19 protein-coding genes and 1 tRNA gene are annotated in these 15,399 nt (G+C 59.9%); 12 read left to right on the forward strand and 8 right to left on the reverse strand.

What is annotated here, in order from left to right; all coding sequences use genetic code 11:
- Nucleotides 1-26: 26 nt before the first annotated feature.
- Nucleotides 27-242 (reverse strand): hypothetical protein, encoded by a 216-nt coding sequence (locus U367_RS0106620; RefSeq protein WP_005788169.1) that lies wholly within the window; start codon nt 240-242, stop codon nt 27-29.
- Between the two features lie 177 nt (nt 243-419).
- Here U367_RS0106620 and U367_RS0106625 point away from each other — a divergent pair, with 177 nt between their 5' ends.
- The 6 genes from U367_RS0106625 to U367_RS0106655 all read left to right on the forward strand — a co-directional run bounded on the left by U367_RS0106625 (nt 420) and on the right by U367_RS0106655 (nt 4,808).
- Nucleotides 420-776 carry a metalloregulator ArsR/SmtB family transcription factor gene (locus U367_RS0106625; RefSeq protein ID WP_028616236.1) on the forward strand — a complete coding sequence of 119 codons (357 nt, stop codon included), beginning with the start codon at nt 420-422 and terminating at the stop codon, nt 774-776.
- 19 nt (nt 777-795) lie between these two features.
- On the forward strand, nt 796-2,079 hold the full coding sequence (locus U367_RS0106630) for an arsenic transporter (protein ID WP_028616237.1): 1,284 nt from the start codon (nt 796-798) through the stop codon (nt 2,077-2,079).
- 14 nt (nt 2,080-2,093) lie between these two features.
- Nucleotides 2,094-2,564 (forward strand): arsenate reductase ArsC, encoded by a 471-nt coding sequence (locus tag U367_RS0106635; RefSeq protein WP_028616238.1) that lies wholly within the window; start codon nt 2,094-2,096, stop codon nt 2,562-2,564.
- An 11-nt stretch (nt 2,565-2,575) separates the two neighbouring features.
- Nucleotides 2,576-3,262 carry an arsenical resistance protein ArsH gene (gene arsH / locus U367_RS0106640; protein ID WP_028616239.1) on the forward strand — a complete coding sequence of 229 codons (687 nt, stop codon included), beginning with the start codon at nt 2,576-2,578 and terminating at the stop codon, nt 3,260-3,262.
- 50 nt (nt 3,263-3,312) lie between these two features.
- On the forward strand, nt 3,313-4,122 hold the full coding sequence (locus U367_RS0106645; protein ID WP_028616240.1) for an AraC family transcriptional regulator: 810 nt from the start codon (nt 3,313-3,315) through the stop codon (nt 4,120-4,122).
- 74 nt (nt 4,123-4,196) lie between these two features.
- Complete coding sequence (locus U367_RS0106655) at nt 4,197-4,808, forward strand: LysE family transporter (RefSeq protein WP_028616241.1); 612 nt, start codon at nt 4,197-4,199, stop codon at nt 4,806-4,808.
- Here the strand turns inward: U367_RS0106655 and U367_RS0106660 are convergent, their stop codons facing one another.
- Both U367_RS0106660 and U367_RS0106665 read right to left on the reverse strand, forming a co-directional pair.
- Nucleotides 4,809-6,116, reverse strand: coding sequence for an MFS transporter (locus tag U367_RS0106660; RefSeq protein ID WP_028616242.1), 1,308 nt, complete (start codon nt 6,114-6,116; stop codon nt 4,809-4,811).
- Between the two features lie 19 nt (nt 6,117-6,135).
- On the reverse strand, nt 6,136-6,402 hold the full coding sequence (locus U367_RS0106665) for a metal-sensing transcriptional repressor (protein ID WP_028616243.1): 267 nt from the start codon (nt 6,400-6,402) through the stop codon (nt 6,136-6,138).
- 431 nt (nt 6,403-6,833) lie between these two features.
- Here U367_RS0106665 and U367_RS0106670 point away from each other — a divergent pair, with 431 nt between their 5' ends.
- The 4 genes from U367_RS0106670 to U367_RS0106685 all read left to right on the forward strand — a co-directional run bounded on the left by U367_RS0106670 (nt 6,834) and on the right by U367_RS0106685 (nt 11,330).
- Complete coding sequence (locus tag U367_RS0106670) at nt 6,834-7,127, forward strand: hypothetical protein (RefSeq protein ID WP_016975784.1); 294 nt, start codon at nt 6,834-6,836, stop codon at nt 7,125-7,127.
- A gap of 235 nt (nt 7,128-7,362) precedes the next feature.
- The gene (gene mgtA / locus U367_RS0106675) at nt 7,363-10,077 is read left to right on the forward strand and encodes a magnesium-translocating P-type ATPase (protein ID WP_028616244.1); all 2,715 of its coding nucleotides are present in this window, start codon (nt 7,363-7,365) and stop codon (nt 10,075-10,077) included.
- 65 nt (nt 10,078-10,142) lie between these two features.
- Nucleotides 10,143-10,490 (forward strand): DUF2493 domain-containing protein, encoded by a 348-nt coding sequence (locus U367_RS0106680; protein WP_028616245.1) that lies wholly within the window; start codon nt 10,143-10,145, stop codon nt 10,488-10,490.
- Nucleotides 10,491-10,508: 18 nt separating this feature from the next.
- Nucleotides 10,509-11,330 carry a hypothetical protein gene (locus U367_RS0106685; protein WP_028616246.1) on the forward strand — a complete coding sequence of 274 codons (822 nt, stop codon included), beginning with the start codon at nt 10,509-10,511 and terminating at the stop codon, nt 11,328-11,330.
- Here the strand turns inward: U367_RS0106685 and U367_RS0106690 are convergent.
- The gene (locus U367_RS0106690; protein ID WP_028616247.1) at nt 11,327-12,016 is read right to left on the reverse strand and encodes a tellurite resistance TerB family protein; all 690 of its coding nucleotides are present in this window, start codon (nt 12,014-12,016) and stop codon (nt 11,327-11,329) included. The genes U367_RS0106685 and U367_RS0106690 overlap by 4 nt on opposite strands.
- A gap of 125 nt (nt 12,017-12,141) precedes the next feature.
- On the opposite strand from U367_RS0106690, the gene U367_RS0106695 reads away from it, so the two are divergent.
- Nucleotides 12,142-12,669, forward strand: a complete 528-nt coding sequence (locus U367_RS0106695) for a DinB family protein (RefSeq protein WP_028616248.1) — start codon at nt 12,142-12,144, stop codon at nt 12,667-12,669.
- Here the strand turns inward: U367_RS0106695 and U367_RS0106700 are convergent.
- The gene (locus U367_RS0106700; RefSeq protein ID WP_028616249.1) at nt 12,641-13,114 is read right to left on the reverse strand and encodes a GFA family protein; all 474 of its coding nucleotides are present in this window, start codon (nt 13,112-13,114) and stop codon (nt 12,641-12,643) included. The genes U367_RS0106695 and U367_RS0106700 overlap by 29 nt on opposite strands.
- A gap of 197 nt (nt 13,115-13,311) precedes the next feature.
- Between U367_RS0106700 and U367_RS0106705 the strand changes: the two genes are divergently transcribed.
- The gene (locus U367_RS0106705) at nt 13,312-13,593 is read left to right on the forward strand and encodes a hypothetical protein (RefSeq protein ID WP_028616250.1); all 282 of its coding nucleotides are present in this window, start codon (nt 13,312-13,314) and stop codon (nt 13,591-13,593) included.
- On the opposite strand, the gene U367_RS0106710 is transcribed toward U367_RS0106705, so the two are convergent.
- The 3 genes from U367_RS0106710 to U367_RS0106720 all read right to left on the reverse strand — a co-directional run bounded on the left by U367_RS0106710 (nt 13,571) and on the right by U367_RS0106720 (nt 15,157).
- A complete protein-coding gene (locus tag U367_RS0106710; protein WP_028616251.1) occupies nt 13,571-14,242 on the reverse strand; it encodes a DsbA family oxidoreductase in 672 nt (223 codons plus the stop codon). The genes U367_RS0106705 and U367_RS0106710 overlap by 23 nt on opposite strands.
- A 181-nt stretch (nt 14,243-14,423) precedes the next feature.
- Nucleotides 14,424-14,783: a hypothetical protein gene (locus tag U367_RS0106715; RefSeq protein WP_050587842.1), complete on the reverse strand. Its 360-nt coding sequence runs from the start codon at nt 14,781-14,783 to the stop codon at nt 14,424-14,426.
- 287 nt (nt 14,784-15,070) lie between these two features.
- Nucleotides 15,071-15,157 (reverse strand) — tRNA-Leu (locus U367_RS0106720).
- Nucleotides 15,158-15,399: the final 242 nt, after the last annotated feature.

Consider the following 15,399-nt stretch of genomic DNA (forward strand, 5'->3'; position numbering starts at 1 on the left):
AATGGGCTTGTCTTGAACGATCTTGCTCAGGCGAGCCGGACCGACACCTGCTCCACCGAATCACGCGCTTCGCGCAACTCATAGGCATCCTGATTGAGCCGGTGAATGGTATTGAGCAGGCGCTGGCGCAGCACTTCATCACCGAGTTTTTCAACGGCGCGCATCAGGTCGAACGCCGCGGTTTCGTTATTTTCCGCGACGGAATCCAGGGTCTTGCGCAGGTTGCGAGTGGCACGGGTCACGCGGGTTCTTCCTTCATCAGCAATGGGCAGGCACTTTAGGACATTCGTGTTTCATTTTAATTTCAAACACTTGTGGCGGATTCCACGGCATTTGATCCATATCAATTGAAACGGGGTTTGACTGATACATATGGAAATCCGTATATTCGAATAACCATATATACACAGGCCTTGGCCATGTCGGACCTCATCGCCCCACCCACCCTCTTCAAATGCCTGGCCGATGCCACCCGGGCACGCCTGACGTTACTGATCCTGCGTGAAGGCGAACTTTGCGTGTGCGAACTGATCCATGCCTTGGATGACAGCCAGCCCAAGATCTCCCGCCACTTGGCGCAACTGCGCAGTTGCGGGTTGCTGCTGGATCGTCGTCAGGGTCAATGGATCTACTACCGCATCAACCCGGCATTGCCCGAGTGGGTGACCGAAGTGCTGCTTACCACCCTACAAGCCAACCAGCCATGGTTGCATAACGACGCGCAGCGTCTGGATGCAATGGGCGACAGACCACAACGGGCCAGCACCTGCTGCTGAGCCATCGGAGCCTTTATTCATGCTTGTCGCAATTGCCATTTTCATCTTCACCATCGTCCTGGTCATCTGGCAGCCCAAAGGTTTGGGTGTCGGCTGGAGCGCCACGATGGGCGCGATCCTGGCCCTCGCCTGCGGCGTGATCAGCGTGACTGACATTCCCGTGGTGTGGCACATCATCTGGAATGCCACGGGGACCTTTGTCGCGCTGATCATCATCAGCCTGTTACTGGACGAAGCCGGCTTCTTTGCCTGGACTGCGCTGCATGTCGCACGCTGGGGACGTGGACGCGGCCGACGTTTGTTTGCCTATATGGTGTTGCTCGGCGCCTTGGTCTCGGCGCTGTTCGCCAACGACGGCGCGGCACTGATCCTGACGCCGATCGTGATGTCGATGCTGCTGGCGCTGCGCTTTTCTCCAGCGGCCACCTTGGCGTTCGTCATGGGCGCGGGCTTTATCGCTGATACGGCGAGCCTGCCGCTGGTGGTGTCGAACCTGGTGAATATCGTCTCGGCCGACTACTTCAAGATCGGCTTCAACGAATACGCCGCCGTGATGGTGCCGGTGAACTTTGTCAGCGTCGCGGCCACGCTGGCGGTGCTGCTGTGGTTCTTCCGCCGCGACATCCCGCAAACCTACGACCCCGCGGACCTTGAGGACCCCGCCAGCGCCATCCACGACCGCGCCACCTTCCGTGCCGGTTGGTGGGTGCTGGGCATCCTGCTGGTAGGCTGCTTTGCACTGGAACCGCTGGGCATTCCGATCAGCGCGATTTCCGCCGTGTGCGCCGTGCTCCTGCTGGTGATCGCCGCCAAGGGCCACAAGATTTCCACGCGCAAAGTACTGAAGGAAGCGCCGTGGCAGATCGTGGTTTTTTCCCTCGGTATGTACCTGGTGGTCTATGGCTTGCGTAACGCCGGCCTCACCACCTACCTGGCGACCTGGCTCGATACCTTCGCCACTTACGGCGTGTGGGGCGCAGCCATGGGCACGGGCGTGCTGACGGCGTTGCTGTCCTCGGCGATGAACAACCTGCCGACGGTGTTGATCGGCGCGCTGTCCATTGAGTCCAGCCATGCCGTGGGCGTGGTCAAGGACGCGATGATCTACGCCAACGTGATCGGCAGTGACCTGGGCCCGAAAATCACCCCCATCGGCAGCCTCGCCACCTTGCTGTGGCTGCATATCCTGGCACGCAAGGGCATCACCATCACCTGGGGCTACTACTTCAAGGTCGGCATTGTGCTGACCTTGCCGGTGCTGTTGATCACCCTCGCCGCCCTCGCCTTGCGACTGAGTTTCTAAAAGGAGATCGCTCCATGAAAGTCCTGTTCATGTGTACCGCCAACAGCTGCCGCAGCATCCTGTCCGAAGCGATGTTCAACCACTTGGCGCCAGACGGTTTCGAGGCGATCAGCTCCGGCAGCTTTCCCAAGGGCTTGGTCCTGCCGCGCAGCCTGAGCACCTTGCAGGCCGCCGGCATCCGCACCGAAGGCCTGTACAGCAAAGGCAACGACGTGTTCGAAGGCAGCCCGCCGGACGTGGTGATTACCGTGTGCGACAAGGCGGCCGGCGAAGCTTGCCCGGTGTATTTCGGGCCAGCGGTAAAGGCGCACTGGGGGTTGGAAGACCCTTCGGATGTGCAGGGTGACGATGCACGCGTGCAGGCGGCATTCGACGCCACGCTGAAGACCATTGCCACGCGCTGTCGAGCGTTTTTCATCCTGCCGTTTGCCGAGCTCAGCCCAACTGAACTCAAGGCAGAACTCGCTCGAATTGCCGAGCTGTAATCGGAGGCCCTATGACCACCCTGCCCAACCTGGACCTGACCCTGTTCCCGTCAAAATCGGACGGCTCAGCCCAACCACCGCGCATCCTGCTGCTCTACGGCTCGACCCGCGAACGCTCCTTCAGCCGGCTGCTGGTAGAAGAAGCCGCACGCCTGTTGCAGCACTTCGGTGCGCAAACGCGCATCTTCAACCCCAGCGGTTTGCCACTGCCCGACGATGCGCCGCGTGACCACCCCAAAGTCCAAGAGCTGCTGGAACTGATGCAGTGGTCCGAAGGCCAGGTGTGGTGCTCACCCGAGCGCCACGGTTCGATGTCAGCGGTGTTCAAGGCGCAGCTCGACTGGGTGCCGCTGGCCCTTGGCGCCGTGCGCCCGACCCAAGGTAAAACTTTGGCGGTGATGCAGGTGTCCGGCGGCTCGCAGTCCTTCAATACGGTTAACCAGTTGCGCGTGCTGGGGCGCTGGATGCGCATGTTCACCATCCCCAATCAATCCTCGGTGCCCAAGGCGTTCATGGAGTTCGACGATCAGGACCGCATGAAGCCCTCCGCCCTGTACGACCGCGTGGTCGATGTAATGGAGGAACTGGTGAAGTTCACCCTGCTGCTGCGCGAGCGCCCGGACCTGGTGGACCGCTATTCGGAGCGCAAGGAAAGCGCCGACGAACTCTCGCACCGCGTCAATCAACGGTCGATCTGAGCCCGCTTGCCAGCGTATGCTCGTGCCTGTCTCCTGACTGAGTTGAATCAATGAGCGCCGTGCGACACGCCTGGCTGGGCCGCTATGAAATCAGCAGCACCGCCTGCACCGGCCTGACCTTTGCCCGTCATAGTCATGATGAATGCGTGATCGGCGTGAACCTGCTGGGCGAAGAAAAAGTCTGGCTCGACCGTCGGGAGTTCCACGCCGGACCCGGCTCCATCACCTTGTACAACCCCGGCCAGATTCAGGGTGGCGGCGCGGCAGACGGTGTGCCCTGGCACTTTGTGAGCCTGTACGCCACCGCGGATCAATTGGCGACGGACCTTGGGCTGGCGCATCTGGAGTTTGATCGATCACTGTGCTTCCAACCCGACCTTGCGCTGCGACTGGCGACGGCGATCAAGTGCGCGTTGAGTAACGACACGCTGGTTCGCGAACTGAATGAAGAGGCGTTGGTGCTGCTGTTGGGGGAAGTCGTGGATATCAGCGGTGTGCGTCTGCCAGGCAGCACCGGCACCGGCACCGGCACCGGCACCGGCAAGCCTCTGATCAGTCGCGCCCAGGAACTGCTTGCCGAGCAACTGCATCAACCCCTGACGCTGGACCACCTTGGCGCTGAGGTGGGTCTCTCCAAATTCCACCTGCTGCGCGCCTTCCAGAAAGAAACCGGGCTGACGCCCCGTGAGTGGGCCATGCAGTTGCGTACGCGCCGCGCCAAAGGCCTATTACGCAACGGTATGGCAGCTTCCGACGTCGCCCATCACCTGGGCTTTGCCGATCAAAGCCACCTCAATCGGCACTTTCGCTCCGCTTACGGCATCACCCCGGGTCTCTATCAAAGCGCGGTTAAACGCTGAACAGCGCAATCTGGTCCAAGACACCACCTCGGCTCATCCTCACACTGCCTGCCATCTCTTGAAGGAATGTGGGCATGCTGACGATCTTTTTCTACGCACTGGTATTCGGTTTCGTGTTCTGCCTCTCACCCGGCGCGGTGTTGGCAGAGACTTTGCGCCGTGGCTTGCTGCACGGCTTCACACCGGCCTTGCTGGTGCAGTTCGGTTCACTGGTGGGCGATGCAGTGTGGGCGATAATCGGCCTGACCGGCATCGCTTTGCTGATCCAGCATGACGCCGTGCGCGTGCCGTTGACGGTGGTGTGTGCGTTGTACCTGGCTTGGCTCGGCATTCGCAGCCTGATCGACGCCTGGAAGCTACCTGAGTCAGACGATGCACCCGCCAGCACTCGGCAAAACGCACTGGCCACCGGGGCGGCGATCTCCCTGGCCAACCCGAAAAACATTGTTTACTGGGGCGCGTTGGGCAGCGCGCTGTCAGGCATCGTCGGCACCACGCCCAGCCACGGGCAGACGCTGATGTTCTTTGCCGGCTTCATGCTGGCGTCGGTGCTGTCGTGCTTTCTGCTCGCGGGGCTGGTCAACTTGTTGCGCCAGAATGCCTCGCCCACCTGGCAGCGCATCAGTTATGCCGCCTGTGGGCTGGTGCTGATCTATCTGGCGATATTGGCCGCGCAAGGCATTTGATCAAGCTGGCCAGCGGCGGTGCAGGTCATCGATGACGTAGGCATGCCCGTGCATTCCCGCTTTATTGCGTGCCAAGTGCGGATGCCCCCCGGGCAGATCAGGGTGTTCATGCACCACCGCAGGTTGCTCATGTTCTGGCCGCCAGAGGCTGGCGCAGGCGATCAGTGCCAAGGTAGCCACAAACGCCAGGCTGGCAAATGTCTGCGACATTCCGAAGTTGGCACTGAGCCAGCCGGCCAAGGGGTAAGTCAGCAGCCAGCAGACATGCGACAACGCGAATTGCGCAGCAAACAACGCAGGCCGGTCTTCGGCATGAGCGGAGCGACGCAACAGGCGCCCGCCTGGGGTCTGCCCCAGGGAATAACCCAGGCCCAGCATCCACCACAACAGCAGCATTTGTCGGTAATCCGACAGGTAGACACCCACGCTGAGCCCCATGATCAGCAAGCCGGCGCCTGAAATCATCACGGTGCGATCACTGAGGCGCGCCAGCACCCTCGGCAACGCCCATGCAGCCATCATCGAACCGGCCCCGAACGCTGCCAGTGCAAACGCCGTGAAGCGTTGCGGCAAGGCAAATCCCGACTGTACCAGCACCACACTGTTGACGATGACCATCGCACTCGCGGCCGCCACCGCCAGGTTGAGCGCGAGCAAACCGCGCAGACGCGGGGTCGCCAGGAAAATCCGCAGACCACGGGTGGTGCGGTCATAGATACCCCGCCGCACCGCCGCTCTGGCCTGCGGCAGCAGCACCGAAGACACCAGCAGCGCCGAGATAAAAAAGCCCACTGACGTCCCGGCAAACAAGCTGTGGAAACTGATGATGCTCAGCAACATCGCCGCGAGTATCGGGCTGATCACGCTTTCCATGTCGTACGCCAGGCGCGCAAGGGACAGGGCCTTGGTGTACTGCGCTTCATCGGGGAGGATCTCGGGAATGGTCGCTTGAAAGGTCGGCGTAAATGCCGCCGAGGCAGACTGCAGCACAAAAATCAGCAAATAGACCTGCCAGATCTCCGTGACAAACGGCAACGCCAAGGCGACCAGGGCGCGGATCAGGTCCAGGCTAACCAGCATCGCCCGGCGCGGCAAACGCTCCGCAAAGGCTGCCGCCACCGGCGCAACGCCGATATAGGCCGCCATCTTGATCGCCAACGCCGTGCCGAGCACGGTACCGGCTTGATCACCCGCCAGGTCGAATGCCAGCAGCCCCAGGGCCACCGTCGTCAAGCCAGTGCCGATCAGCGCAATAATCTGAGCGAAGAACAGGCGCCGGTACGTCTTATTGCTCAGCACATCGAACATGGGAATCTCCCCTCGCGGCCTACAGGTACTTGGTCAGTTGCTTGAGCTCGGCCAACGAGGCCTGGCCATCCAGCGTCACGCTGCCTTCCAGGCAATGGTCGATATGGTCCTGGATCAGCGTGCGCTTGGCCTGGCAGATGGCTTTCTCCACCGCGTGCAATTGCTGGGCGATATCCACACACGGGCGCTGCCCCTCGATCATGCTGGTGATGCTGCGCAAATGACCTTCGGCACGCTTGAGGCGTTTAACGATGGCTTCGTGGGTTTGGTGGGCATGTTCGCTCATTGAGAGGCTCCTTCGGCGATGCGCTGATCGTATCCTCCCAGGGGGGATACGGGCAAGCCCGCTCATCTCCTTAGCGGAGAATAAATACCCTCACACTCGAAACCCTGACTAAGTGTAAGTACCTAACGAAATGAAACAGGCCTTCTGTCTGAACGAACTCTGAACTTGTAATGAATTAATACATTAAGCGTTGACATCCTGCGGCGTCGTGAGTAGATTGCCCGTGCCCGCAACTGGGGCCTTTTTTAAACCTCACAAAAGAAGCCAATGGACACAGTATCTAGTCGCTGTCCGAGCACCGCTTACGCGGGCATCGGGCGCCAAACCCAGAATATGACAGGACTCGCCACCCCGGTCCGGTAAGCTGCGCTAGAGCTCGATGCTCCACCGTAACTGCCTCGCCGGTCGCTCGTCCGGTCCCGAGGTGTGTTATGACCTTCCAAGCCCTTGTTTTGCCTGATGTACGCACACTAGCGGCCGCCCTGCGCGCCAAGCTGTGCCGTGAGCCCGTAGGTTTTTCGCCTACCCGCTCTGCTTTTGCTGCACCCTCCCCTCAAGTGCGCCCGGCCTACCCGCTGGCGCATTGGCGTATCTGCCCGGAAAGCGGCCAACTGGTGCAGCACTGGGATCACGCCGACCCTCAAGACCCACAGAGACCCAAGGTTTCCAGCCTGGCACAGGCCAGCTTGATGCTCGGTCTTTATGTGAGCGCTCGCGCCGCCTGACCCGGCTGGAAACAGCAACTTCCTGATCCATGTTCTGGAGTTCTTTATGAACACGTCCAGTAGTAGCCCGCTGCGCGCTAGTTAACTAACGCGCTGTTAGCGGGCACTGTAGAAGTTATGTGAACACCTTATTTAAACCGATCGCGAAGTTAGCGACTCGGCATGCTTTCGCTCGCCTGTATTCAGGTAAGTACCGGGTATGTTTTGTCGAAAATTGGCGACAGGAGTACAGACAATGAGCGCCGTAAAAAACCCGCCTCTGCACAAAAAGAATGGCACCGACGCCGACACCAAACTGTCGATGCGTGCCGCCCGCGAAGCCCACAACGGCCTGTCGGCCACCCTGGCGAACGTACGTGCCACCCAGGACGGCTTGACCGAACTGGACGCCTCCGCTCGCCTGCAACGTGAAGGCTACAACGAAGTTGCCCACGATAAGCCGCCTCACGCCATCGTCCAGTTCCTGCAGGCACTGAATAACCCCTTTATCTATGTGCTGCTGACCCTGGCCGGTATCAGTTTCTTCACGGACTGCTGGCTGCCGATGCAGGAAGGCGAAGACGCTGACCCAACCAAAGTCATCATCATCATGACCATGGTGCTACTCAGCAGCCTGCTGCGCTTCTGGCAGGAACACCGCTCGGCCAAATCCGCCGAAGCGCTGAAAGCCATGGTACGCACTACGGCCACCGTGTTGCGCCGTGAGCAGGTAGGTTCGCAACCGACCCTGCGCGAAGTGCCGATGCGCGAGCTGGTGGCCGGCGATATCGTGCAGCTGTCGGCCGGCGACATGATCCCGGCGGACATCCGCCTGATCGAATCCCGCGACCTGTTCATCAGCCAGGCGGTGCTCACCGGCGAAGCCTTGCCGGTGGAAAAGTACGACACCCTGGGTAACGTCACGCAGAAATCCGCCGGGCCAGTGGTTGCCGACCAGGGCAACCTGCTGGACCTGCCGAACATCTGCTTCATGGGCACCAACGTGGTCAGCGGCCGTGCAAAAGCCGTGGTGGTCGCCACCGGGCCGCGCACTTACTTTGGCTCCCTGGCCAAAGCGATTGTCGGTTCCCGAGTACAAACCGCGTTCGATCGCGGGGTGAACAGCGTCAGCTGGTTGCTGATCCGTTTCATGCTGGTGATGGTGCCGATCGTGTTCCTGCTCAACGGCTTCTCCAAGGGCGACTGGGGCGATGCGTTCCTGTTTGCCCTGGCGGTGGCCGTCGGCCTCACCCCGGAAATGCTGCCGATGATCGTCAGCGCCAACCTGGCCAAGGGCGCCACCGCCATGGCCAAGCGCAAAGTGGTGGTCAAGCGCCTCAACGCGATCCAGAACTTCGGCTCGATGGACGTGCTGTGCACCGACAAGACCGGCACCCTGACCCAGGACAAGATCATCCTCGAACACCACGTCAACGCTTTCGGCCAGCGTGATGATGCCGTGCTGTCCCTGGCCTGGCTCAACAGCCATCACCAGAGCGGCATGAAGAACCTGATGGACCAGGCGGTGGTGGAATTCTCGGAGCAGAACCCGAAGTTCAAGGTGCCGTTCGCCTACAGCAAGGTTGATGAATTGCCGTTCGACTTCGTGCGCCGTCGCCTATCCATCGTGGTCAAGGATGCTGCCGATGACCAACTGCTGGTGTGCAAAGGTGCCGTGGAAGAGATGCTGAGCATTTCCACCCATGTCATGGAAGCGGGCGCCGCCGTGCCGCTGGACGAGCGTCGCCGTGAAGAACTGCTGGCGATTGCCAACGACTACAACGAAGACGGGTTCCGTGTGCTGGTGGTCGCCACCCGCCACATTCCTAAATCGATGGCACGCCAACAGTACACCACTGCCGACGAGCGCAACCTGGTGATCCAGGGCTTCCTGACTTTCCTTGATCCACCGAAGGAAACCGCCGGCCCTGCGATTGCGGCCCTGCAACAGATCGGCGTGGCAATCAAGGTGTTGACCGGCGACAACGCCGTGGTCACCAGCAAGATCTGCCGCCAGGTCGGTCTCGATCCAGGCCAGCCGCTGCTGGGAGCTGAAATTGAAGCCATGGACGACGCCACGCTGCTGCGCCGCGTGGAAGAACGCACCGTGTTCGCCAAGCTGACACCGCTGCAGAAGTCCCGCGTGCTCAAGGCGCTGCAAGCCAACGGCCACACCGTGGGTTTCCTCGGTGATGGAATCAACGATGCACCGGCACTGCGCGATGCCGACGTGGGTATCTCGGTCGATACAGCCACCGATATCGCCAAGGAATCGGCCGACATCATCCTGCTGGAGAAGAGCCTGATGGTGCTGGAAGAAGGCGTGCTCAAGGGCCGCGAAACCTTCGGCAACATCATGAAGTACCTGAACATGACGGCCAGCTCCAACTTCGGCAACGTGTTCTCGGTGCTGGTGGCCAGTGCGTTCATTCCGTTCCTGCCGATGCTGTCGATCCACCTGCTGTTGCAGAACCTGATGTACGACATCTCCCAGCTCGCCTTGCCGTGGGACAAGATGGACAAGGAGTACCTGGCCAAGCCGCGTAAGTGGGATGCGAAGAACATCGGCCGGTTCATGATCTGGATCGGGCCGACCTCGTCGATCTTCGACATCACCACCTTTGCACTGATGTGGTACGTGTTCGCCGCCAACAGTGTGGAAATGCAGACCCTGTTCCAGTCCGGCTGGTTCATCGAGGGCCTGCTCTCGCAAACCCTGGTCGTGCACATGCTACGGACCCGCAAGATCCCGTTCTTCCAGAGCACCGCCGCCTGGCCGGTATTGATGATGACTTGTGTGGTGATCGTGCTGGGGATCTACGTGCCGTTCTCGCCACTGGGCACCCTGGTAGGCCTGCAACCGCTGCCGCTGGCGTACTTCCCATGGCTGGTGGGCACCCTGCTCAGCTACTGCTGCGTGGCCCAACTGATGAAGACGATCTACATCCGCCGCTTCAAGCAGTGGTACTGATCCCCCCCGCCGTTTAAACGGTGGCGGTCGCCCGGCCGCCACCGTGCAACACAAGGAATCACCTTATGCGCGTCTTGATCTGTGCAGGTCGTCATTACGCCGACACCAAAATGTCCCGCCAAGTGCTGGACGCTTACCACCGCCTGCGCCCGGTGCAGGTATTGATCCACGGCGGCAACCAATTCCTCGGCAGCGACGTCGAGGACTGGGCACGGGAACTGAGCATCGACGTGGTGCGCTACCCGCCCAACTGGCAACGCCACGGCAAGCAGGCGGAACGCCAGCGCAACCATTTCATGCTGACCGACAGCCGCCCGGACGTGGTCATCGCCCTACCCGGTGGTGACGACACTTGCGAGCTGGTCTGCCAGGCCAAAGCCAGCGGCATTTCGGTGCTGACCGTAGAAAGCTGAATTCATGCGAGGTGCATCATGCACAAAAAACACACGCAACCCCGCCAGGACGGGTTCGCCAAATACCGTGCGCGTCACTACCGAGGTGCGCGTCATACTCTGTTGCTGCTACCACCGGCCAAGCGTCGCGCGTTGCAGCGCAACCTGATCTTTATCGGACTTACCCTGGGCATTCTGTTGGCGATTGCCTTGCTGTCCAAGGCCAATGCGGCCGGTGGTTCTTACGTGGTCGATGACGGCGCGATCAATGCGCCGGGCGAATGCAATGTCGACGCCTGGCACACCGCCAACCGCCACGATGGCAGCACTCACACTGAAACGCTGTCGCCTGCCTGCACCTTTGCGGCGCTGCCTTCGGTGCAATGGGGCGCAGCCCTGTCCCGCGCTACCAGCGCAGACAAGGGCGAAACCCAAGTGAACCCACAGCTCAAGGCGCACGTATGGTCGCGGGAAGATCTGGGGCTGGAAATGGCCGTGTCAGCCGGTGCGCATTTTGCACACGACCGCCGACATGGCTTTGATGGCGCCGACTTCAATATCCCGTTGACATGGCAGCCACTGGAGCCACTGCGGTTGAACCTGAATGCCGGTTGGTCCCACGCCTACAACGACGGCGACCAAAAACACCGCCTGACCTGGGGCACTGGCCTTGAGTACCAGGTGGCGCATTCATTGACGCTGATCGCCGAGCGTTACGGCCAGGATGGCGGTGACCAGGCATGGCAGGCCGGGCCCAGGTTTCACGTCGGCGAATTTGTCGACGTGGACCTGGTGGTCGGGCGCAGCCTGATCGGTGAGCGCGCGCAATGGCTCACCACCGGGGCCACATTACGGTTCTAGGCCTTGGCTTGTTGTTCCAGGTGCAGTTGCAATTGCGCGTCGATTTGCAACTGCCCCGCCAGGTCATCCAGGTAGTTGCGCTCGGCGTCCTGCTGATCGTCCACCAACATCACACTGGCCAGGTAGATCTCTGACGCCAACGCCGGGTCATGAGCGTATTCAGCAAAGTCCGCTGCATCCAACGGCTTGGCGACTTCGGCGTCCAGCCATTGCTGCAATTGGATGTCATCGGTATGGCGACCTATCTCGGCGGAGATCATCTGCTGCTCCTGCTCATCGATCTTGCCATCGGCCTTGGCCGCTGCAATCAGCGCACGTAACACCCCATGGCTATGCGCTTCAGCCTGTGCACCTTCGAGTTGGTCAACCGTTTGGATCGCTTGCTGCGGCGCGCTGGCTTGCTGGCGTTGCCAGCTTTGATACGCCTGAAATGCCGCCATCCCCAACGACGCCAGTGCGGCGTAGTTCATCCCACCGGAACGCCCTTGCGTCGGACGTGTCGCAGACGCACCGCCTAACATACCGCCCAAGCCTCCCAACAACCCACCCAGGCCGCCACCGGCCGAAGCATTACCGGTGCTGGTGCCTTTCAATAACCCACCGAGGAGCCCACCCAGTCCGCCGGATGACGCACTGCCGCCTTGCCCGGCGCGCAAGAGTTGTTCAAGTAAATCACTGGTGTTCATGGTGTCACCCTCCGAGGGCGCAGCGTTGGCGTCTATCAACCATAGCCCGGCCTTGCCGGAACACCATGACCGCCGGGCGGTCACGGCCTATCATGACGCTATCGCGACTTCCAGAGAAAACCCAAGTGAACCGGACTGAGCACATCGCACTGATGGCAAATTACAACCAGTGGATGAACCGCAAGCTCTATGACGCGGCCCTGACACTGACGGCCGCGGAGTTGGCGAGGGATCGACGGGCGTTTTTCGGCTCGATCCTCGGTACGCTTAACCACTTGGCGCTGGGCGATACCGTCTGGCTCAAGCGTTTTGCGCAGCATCCAGCAGGCTACGCAGCATTGGCTCCGCTGAATGCAGTTTCTGCCCCTGCCGATCTCAAACAATTGGCCTTCGCGGATATACGCGAGCTGGCAGCCCATCGCAGCTGGCTGGATCAACTCATTGTCGATTGGAGCCACACCGTGCAGGAGATCGACCTGGACCATCGCCTGCATTACAGCAACATGCGCGGCGTGAGCGCCGATAAAAACTTCTTCAGCCTGTTGGTGCACTTCTTCAATCACCAGACCCACCACCGTGGCCAGGCCACAACCTTGCTGACCCAGGCGGGGTTGGATGTGGGCACTACTGACTTGCTGGCGTTGATCGACTGAACTCGGCGTAGGCCTGCATCAAGCGCGGAAATTCCTGAGGCTCGGGCAACTGAGCAAAGCTTTCCACCGCTGGGGTGGAGGCCCACGGCAGCTTCTCGCGGGTCCAGGTCTCCATGAACGGCACGTAACCGCTGGCGTTATCCAGTAAGGCGGCGCGCACGTTGACGAACTCATCGATGCCATGGGGTCGCGTGAACAGCCAGCTCATGCAATGGGGACAGAAATAATGGCGATCCACGGCCTGCATACCGCCGATCACCGGGCAACCCTGGGTCACCGTGAAGCCGCTGGCGGGAATCAGCGCGCTCAATGAGAACGCGCTGGAAGACATCTTCTGGCAGCCGGTGCAATGGCAGGCCATAGTGATCACCGGGGCGGCACTCACGCTGAAGCGCACACGCTCACAACGGCAACTGCCCTCGATTGGCAGGGAGTCGACGCTCATCATTGCTTCCTTATTCTTGATGGGTAGCGTGGCAGGTTAGCCTCAGGTCCCAGGCTTGAACAGGTCTATAGCCAAAACCGAACGCTGTCTGGTTGTTGGGGTCGTAACCCTAGGTGTCGAGGTTTTTCAAAACCCCGCCCTCCCCGCGCGCATCGTGGGTCTACCGATGTGCGTACCCCCAAGAAGGAGACGCTTACATGGTCATTCACTTCAAGGTTGCAGGTCACTTGGCCTGTGGCCACCACGGCACCAACCTCCCTTCCAGCACCGAGCTGAACCGGGTCAAATGCCGTACCTGCCGCAATACCGATGCCTATAAAGAAGCGCGTCGGACCCAGCGCAACGCCGCTCGCCGTGCCAATCGAAAAGCCAAGACTCAGACCCACGTTGACTGGCGCAGCGCGTGGACGCAGCGCCTTACCGACCTGCCAGGTTTGCAGCGTTTGCCACGCGGGTTCAGTGGTCAGCCGTTCGTGTAATCACGGCGTCACCTGCTATTTGCCTGATGGCTTGTTCGTATTCCTCGACGGATTGTGAGCCAGCCACCAGGTGACGCCCATTCAGTACCATGGCCGGGACAGAACTGACGCCGCGCCTGAAATAAAAGTCTTCAAGCTCACGGACTTCAACGGCGAACTCCCCGCTGTCCAGCACCCCTTGGGCGCGTACGGTCGAGAGCCCCGCCTCACCGGCAAGACGCACCAAGGTGTCGCGGCTGCTGATGTTCTCCCCATCACTGAAATGCGCCTTGAACAGAAGGTGCTTCAGCGCCACTTGGCGACCGTCAACTAACGCCCAGAGCAACAGCCGATGGGCGTCGAAAGAGTTGTAGAAATGAGTACGCTTCGCCAAGTCGAACGTGAAGCCCAAGGCGTTGCCACGGGCGATCACTACGTCATTGCGCGCGGCAACTTCGGCTCTCGTGCGGCCATATTTACGCATCATGTGTTCAACGGCGTTTTCTCCCTCGGGCGGCATATCCGGGTTCAGCTCAAAGGGTTTGAAGGTCAGTTCCACCGCAACTTCGCCCGCAAGATTCTCGATAGCCTGTTGCAGCGCTACAGCGCCGAGTGCACACCAAGGGCACATGACATCCGACACGAAGTCGATACTGACAGGACGCGTCACGATGTGGACTCCACCAGGTTATTGCGCGATTCAGTTGTATTTACACAGGGCATCAGACGTTCTCCAGTTCACACCCTGCCGAAATGACGGGGCGGCGAATGGGATGAACTCTAGGAGGTTGTGTTGGGTGAATAAATGCAGGGCCGGGCACATCATTTGTACTTCGAAGTAATCAATCGACCTATCTCTCAAAGGTCACTGTGCGATTCGTGAGGATGGCCTCTAAACTGGCGGGCTCTACACTCACATCCGTTTTCCGTCTGATCTCTTCCAACCCCAGCTCTATCCGATAGTTGCAAAGATGATCAAAAAGCCTGTCGTGAGTTTCCGAGATCGCCTCCCCTTTATTTTTCGCGAACAGAATATGAAGTACCGCCATCATGGGGAGTGAAAGGCACTCATCCAAATCATTCTCGAAAAAATCCTCCAACTGCGCGGATAAAACCTCAAGCCACTGGTCGCTCAAGTTACAAGGCAGCGTCGACTCCGGCCCGTTTTGCATGACCTCGGTAGAGAACAATTTAAGCAAATCTTCAGACATGAGCAGACCCTCAATAAAGGTGCCCAAGTTAATACCGCGACAGCGGCCCTGTGGAAGCACTGTCAGCGTCAGAAACGTCCTGATTTCTTGAGTGTTACTTCGTACGCGCTTTGACTGAATCTTGAAATCACAGCTAAGTATCTGTTCAAAAAGACTCGTCAGCGTTTTGGTGGGCTCAGCGAGGGGCAGGAGTACATCCGGCTAAAAACCTGGGCACAAAAAAACCTGCGCAAGGCAGGTTCTTTGCGGGCTTCAGCGACGTCCTGGGAGGTCGTGAAACCAAATGATGGTGCCCGAACCCGGAATCGAACCGGGACGCCCTTACGAGCGGGGGATTTTAAGTCCCATGCGTCTACCAGTTTCGCCATTCGGGCGGCAGCGCGTGTTGCAGGGTTGGGAATATATAGATCCAGTCGCTTTGACGCAAGGTCGCGGGGCAGCTTTCTTGCTTCAGCAAGTCGGTAAAAAAGCTTGGTAGATCAGTGAGCTAGGTAAGCATCTGATGTAAAACCGCAATGTCATCCAACTACGTGTGTCACCTGACCCGCTATCGTGGCGCCCTGCCAACGCAATGGACATCACGCTCCAGGAAGCAGGTGAAGCGTGCGTCCCCGTA

Source organism: Pseudomonas canadensis (assembly GCF_000503215.1).
GTDB lineage: Bacteria > Pseudomonadota > Gammaproteobacteria > Pseudomonadales > Pseudomonadaceae > Aquipseudomonas > Aquipseudomonas canadensis.

Coding starts and splice junctions, on each gene's coding strand:
- U367_RS0106630 (WP_028616237.1), top strand. CDS start 796: ATGCTTGTCGCAATTGCCATTTTCATCTTCACCATCGTCCTGGTCATC.
- U367_RS0106670 (WP_016975784.1), top strand. CDS start 6,834: ATGACCTTCCAAGCCCTTGTTTTGCCTGATGTACGCACACTAGCGGCC.
- U367_RS0106680 (WP_028616245.1), top strand. CDS start 10,143: ATGCGCGTCTTGATCTGTGCAGGTCGTCATTACGCCGACACCAAAATG.
- mgtA (WP_028616244.1), top strand. CDS start 7,363: ATGAGCGCCGTAAAAAACCCGCCTCTGCACAAAAAGAATGGCACCGAC.
- U367_RS0106645 (WP_028616240.1), top strand. CDS start 3,313: ATGAGCGCCGTGCGACACGCCTGGCTGGGCCGCTATGAAATCAGCAGC.
- U367_RS0106690 (WP_028616247.1), bottom strand. CDS start 12,016: ATGAACACCAGTGATTTACTTGAACAACTCTTGCGCGCCGGGCAAGGC.
- arsH (WP_028616239.1), top strand. CDS start 2,576: ATGACCACCCTGCCCAACCTGGACCTGACCCTGTTCCCGTCAAAATCG.
- U367_RS0106715 (WP_050587842.1), bottom strand. CDS start 14,783: ATGTCTGAAGATTTGCTTAAATTGTTCTCTACCGAGGTCATGCAAAAC.
- U367_RS0106655 (WP_028616241.1), top strand. CDS start 4,197: ATGCTGACGATCTTTTTCTACGCACTGGTATTCGGTTTCGTGTTCTGC.
- U367_RS0106625 (WP_028616236.1), top strand. CDS start 420: ATGTCGGACCTCATCGCCCCACCCACCCTCTTCAAATGCCTGGCCGAT.
- U367_RS0106665 (WP_028616243.1), bottom strand. CDS start 6,402: ATGAGCGAACATGCCCACCAAACCCACGAAGCCATCGTTAAACGCCTC.
- U367_RS0106685 (WP_028616246.1), top strand. CDS start 10,509: ATGCACAAAAAACACACGCAACCCCGCCAGGACGGGTTCGCCAAATAC.
- U367_RS0106705 (WP_028616250.1), top strand. CDS start 13,312: ATGGTCATTCACTTCAAGGTTGCAGGTCACTTGGCCTGTGGCCACCAC.
- U367_RS0106700 (WP_028616249.1), bottom strand. CDS start 13,114: ATGAGCGTCGACTCCCTGCCAATCGAGGGCAGTTGCCGTTGTGAGCGT.
- U367_RS0106635 (WP_028616238.1), top strand. CDS start 2,094: ATGAAAGTCCTGTTCATGTGTACCGCCAACAGCTGCCGCAGCATCCTG.
- U367_RS0106660 (WP_028616242.1), bottom strand. CDS start 6,116: ATGTTCGATGTGCTGAGCAATAAGACGTACCGGCGCCTGTTCTTCGCT.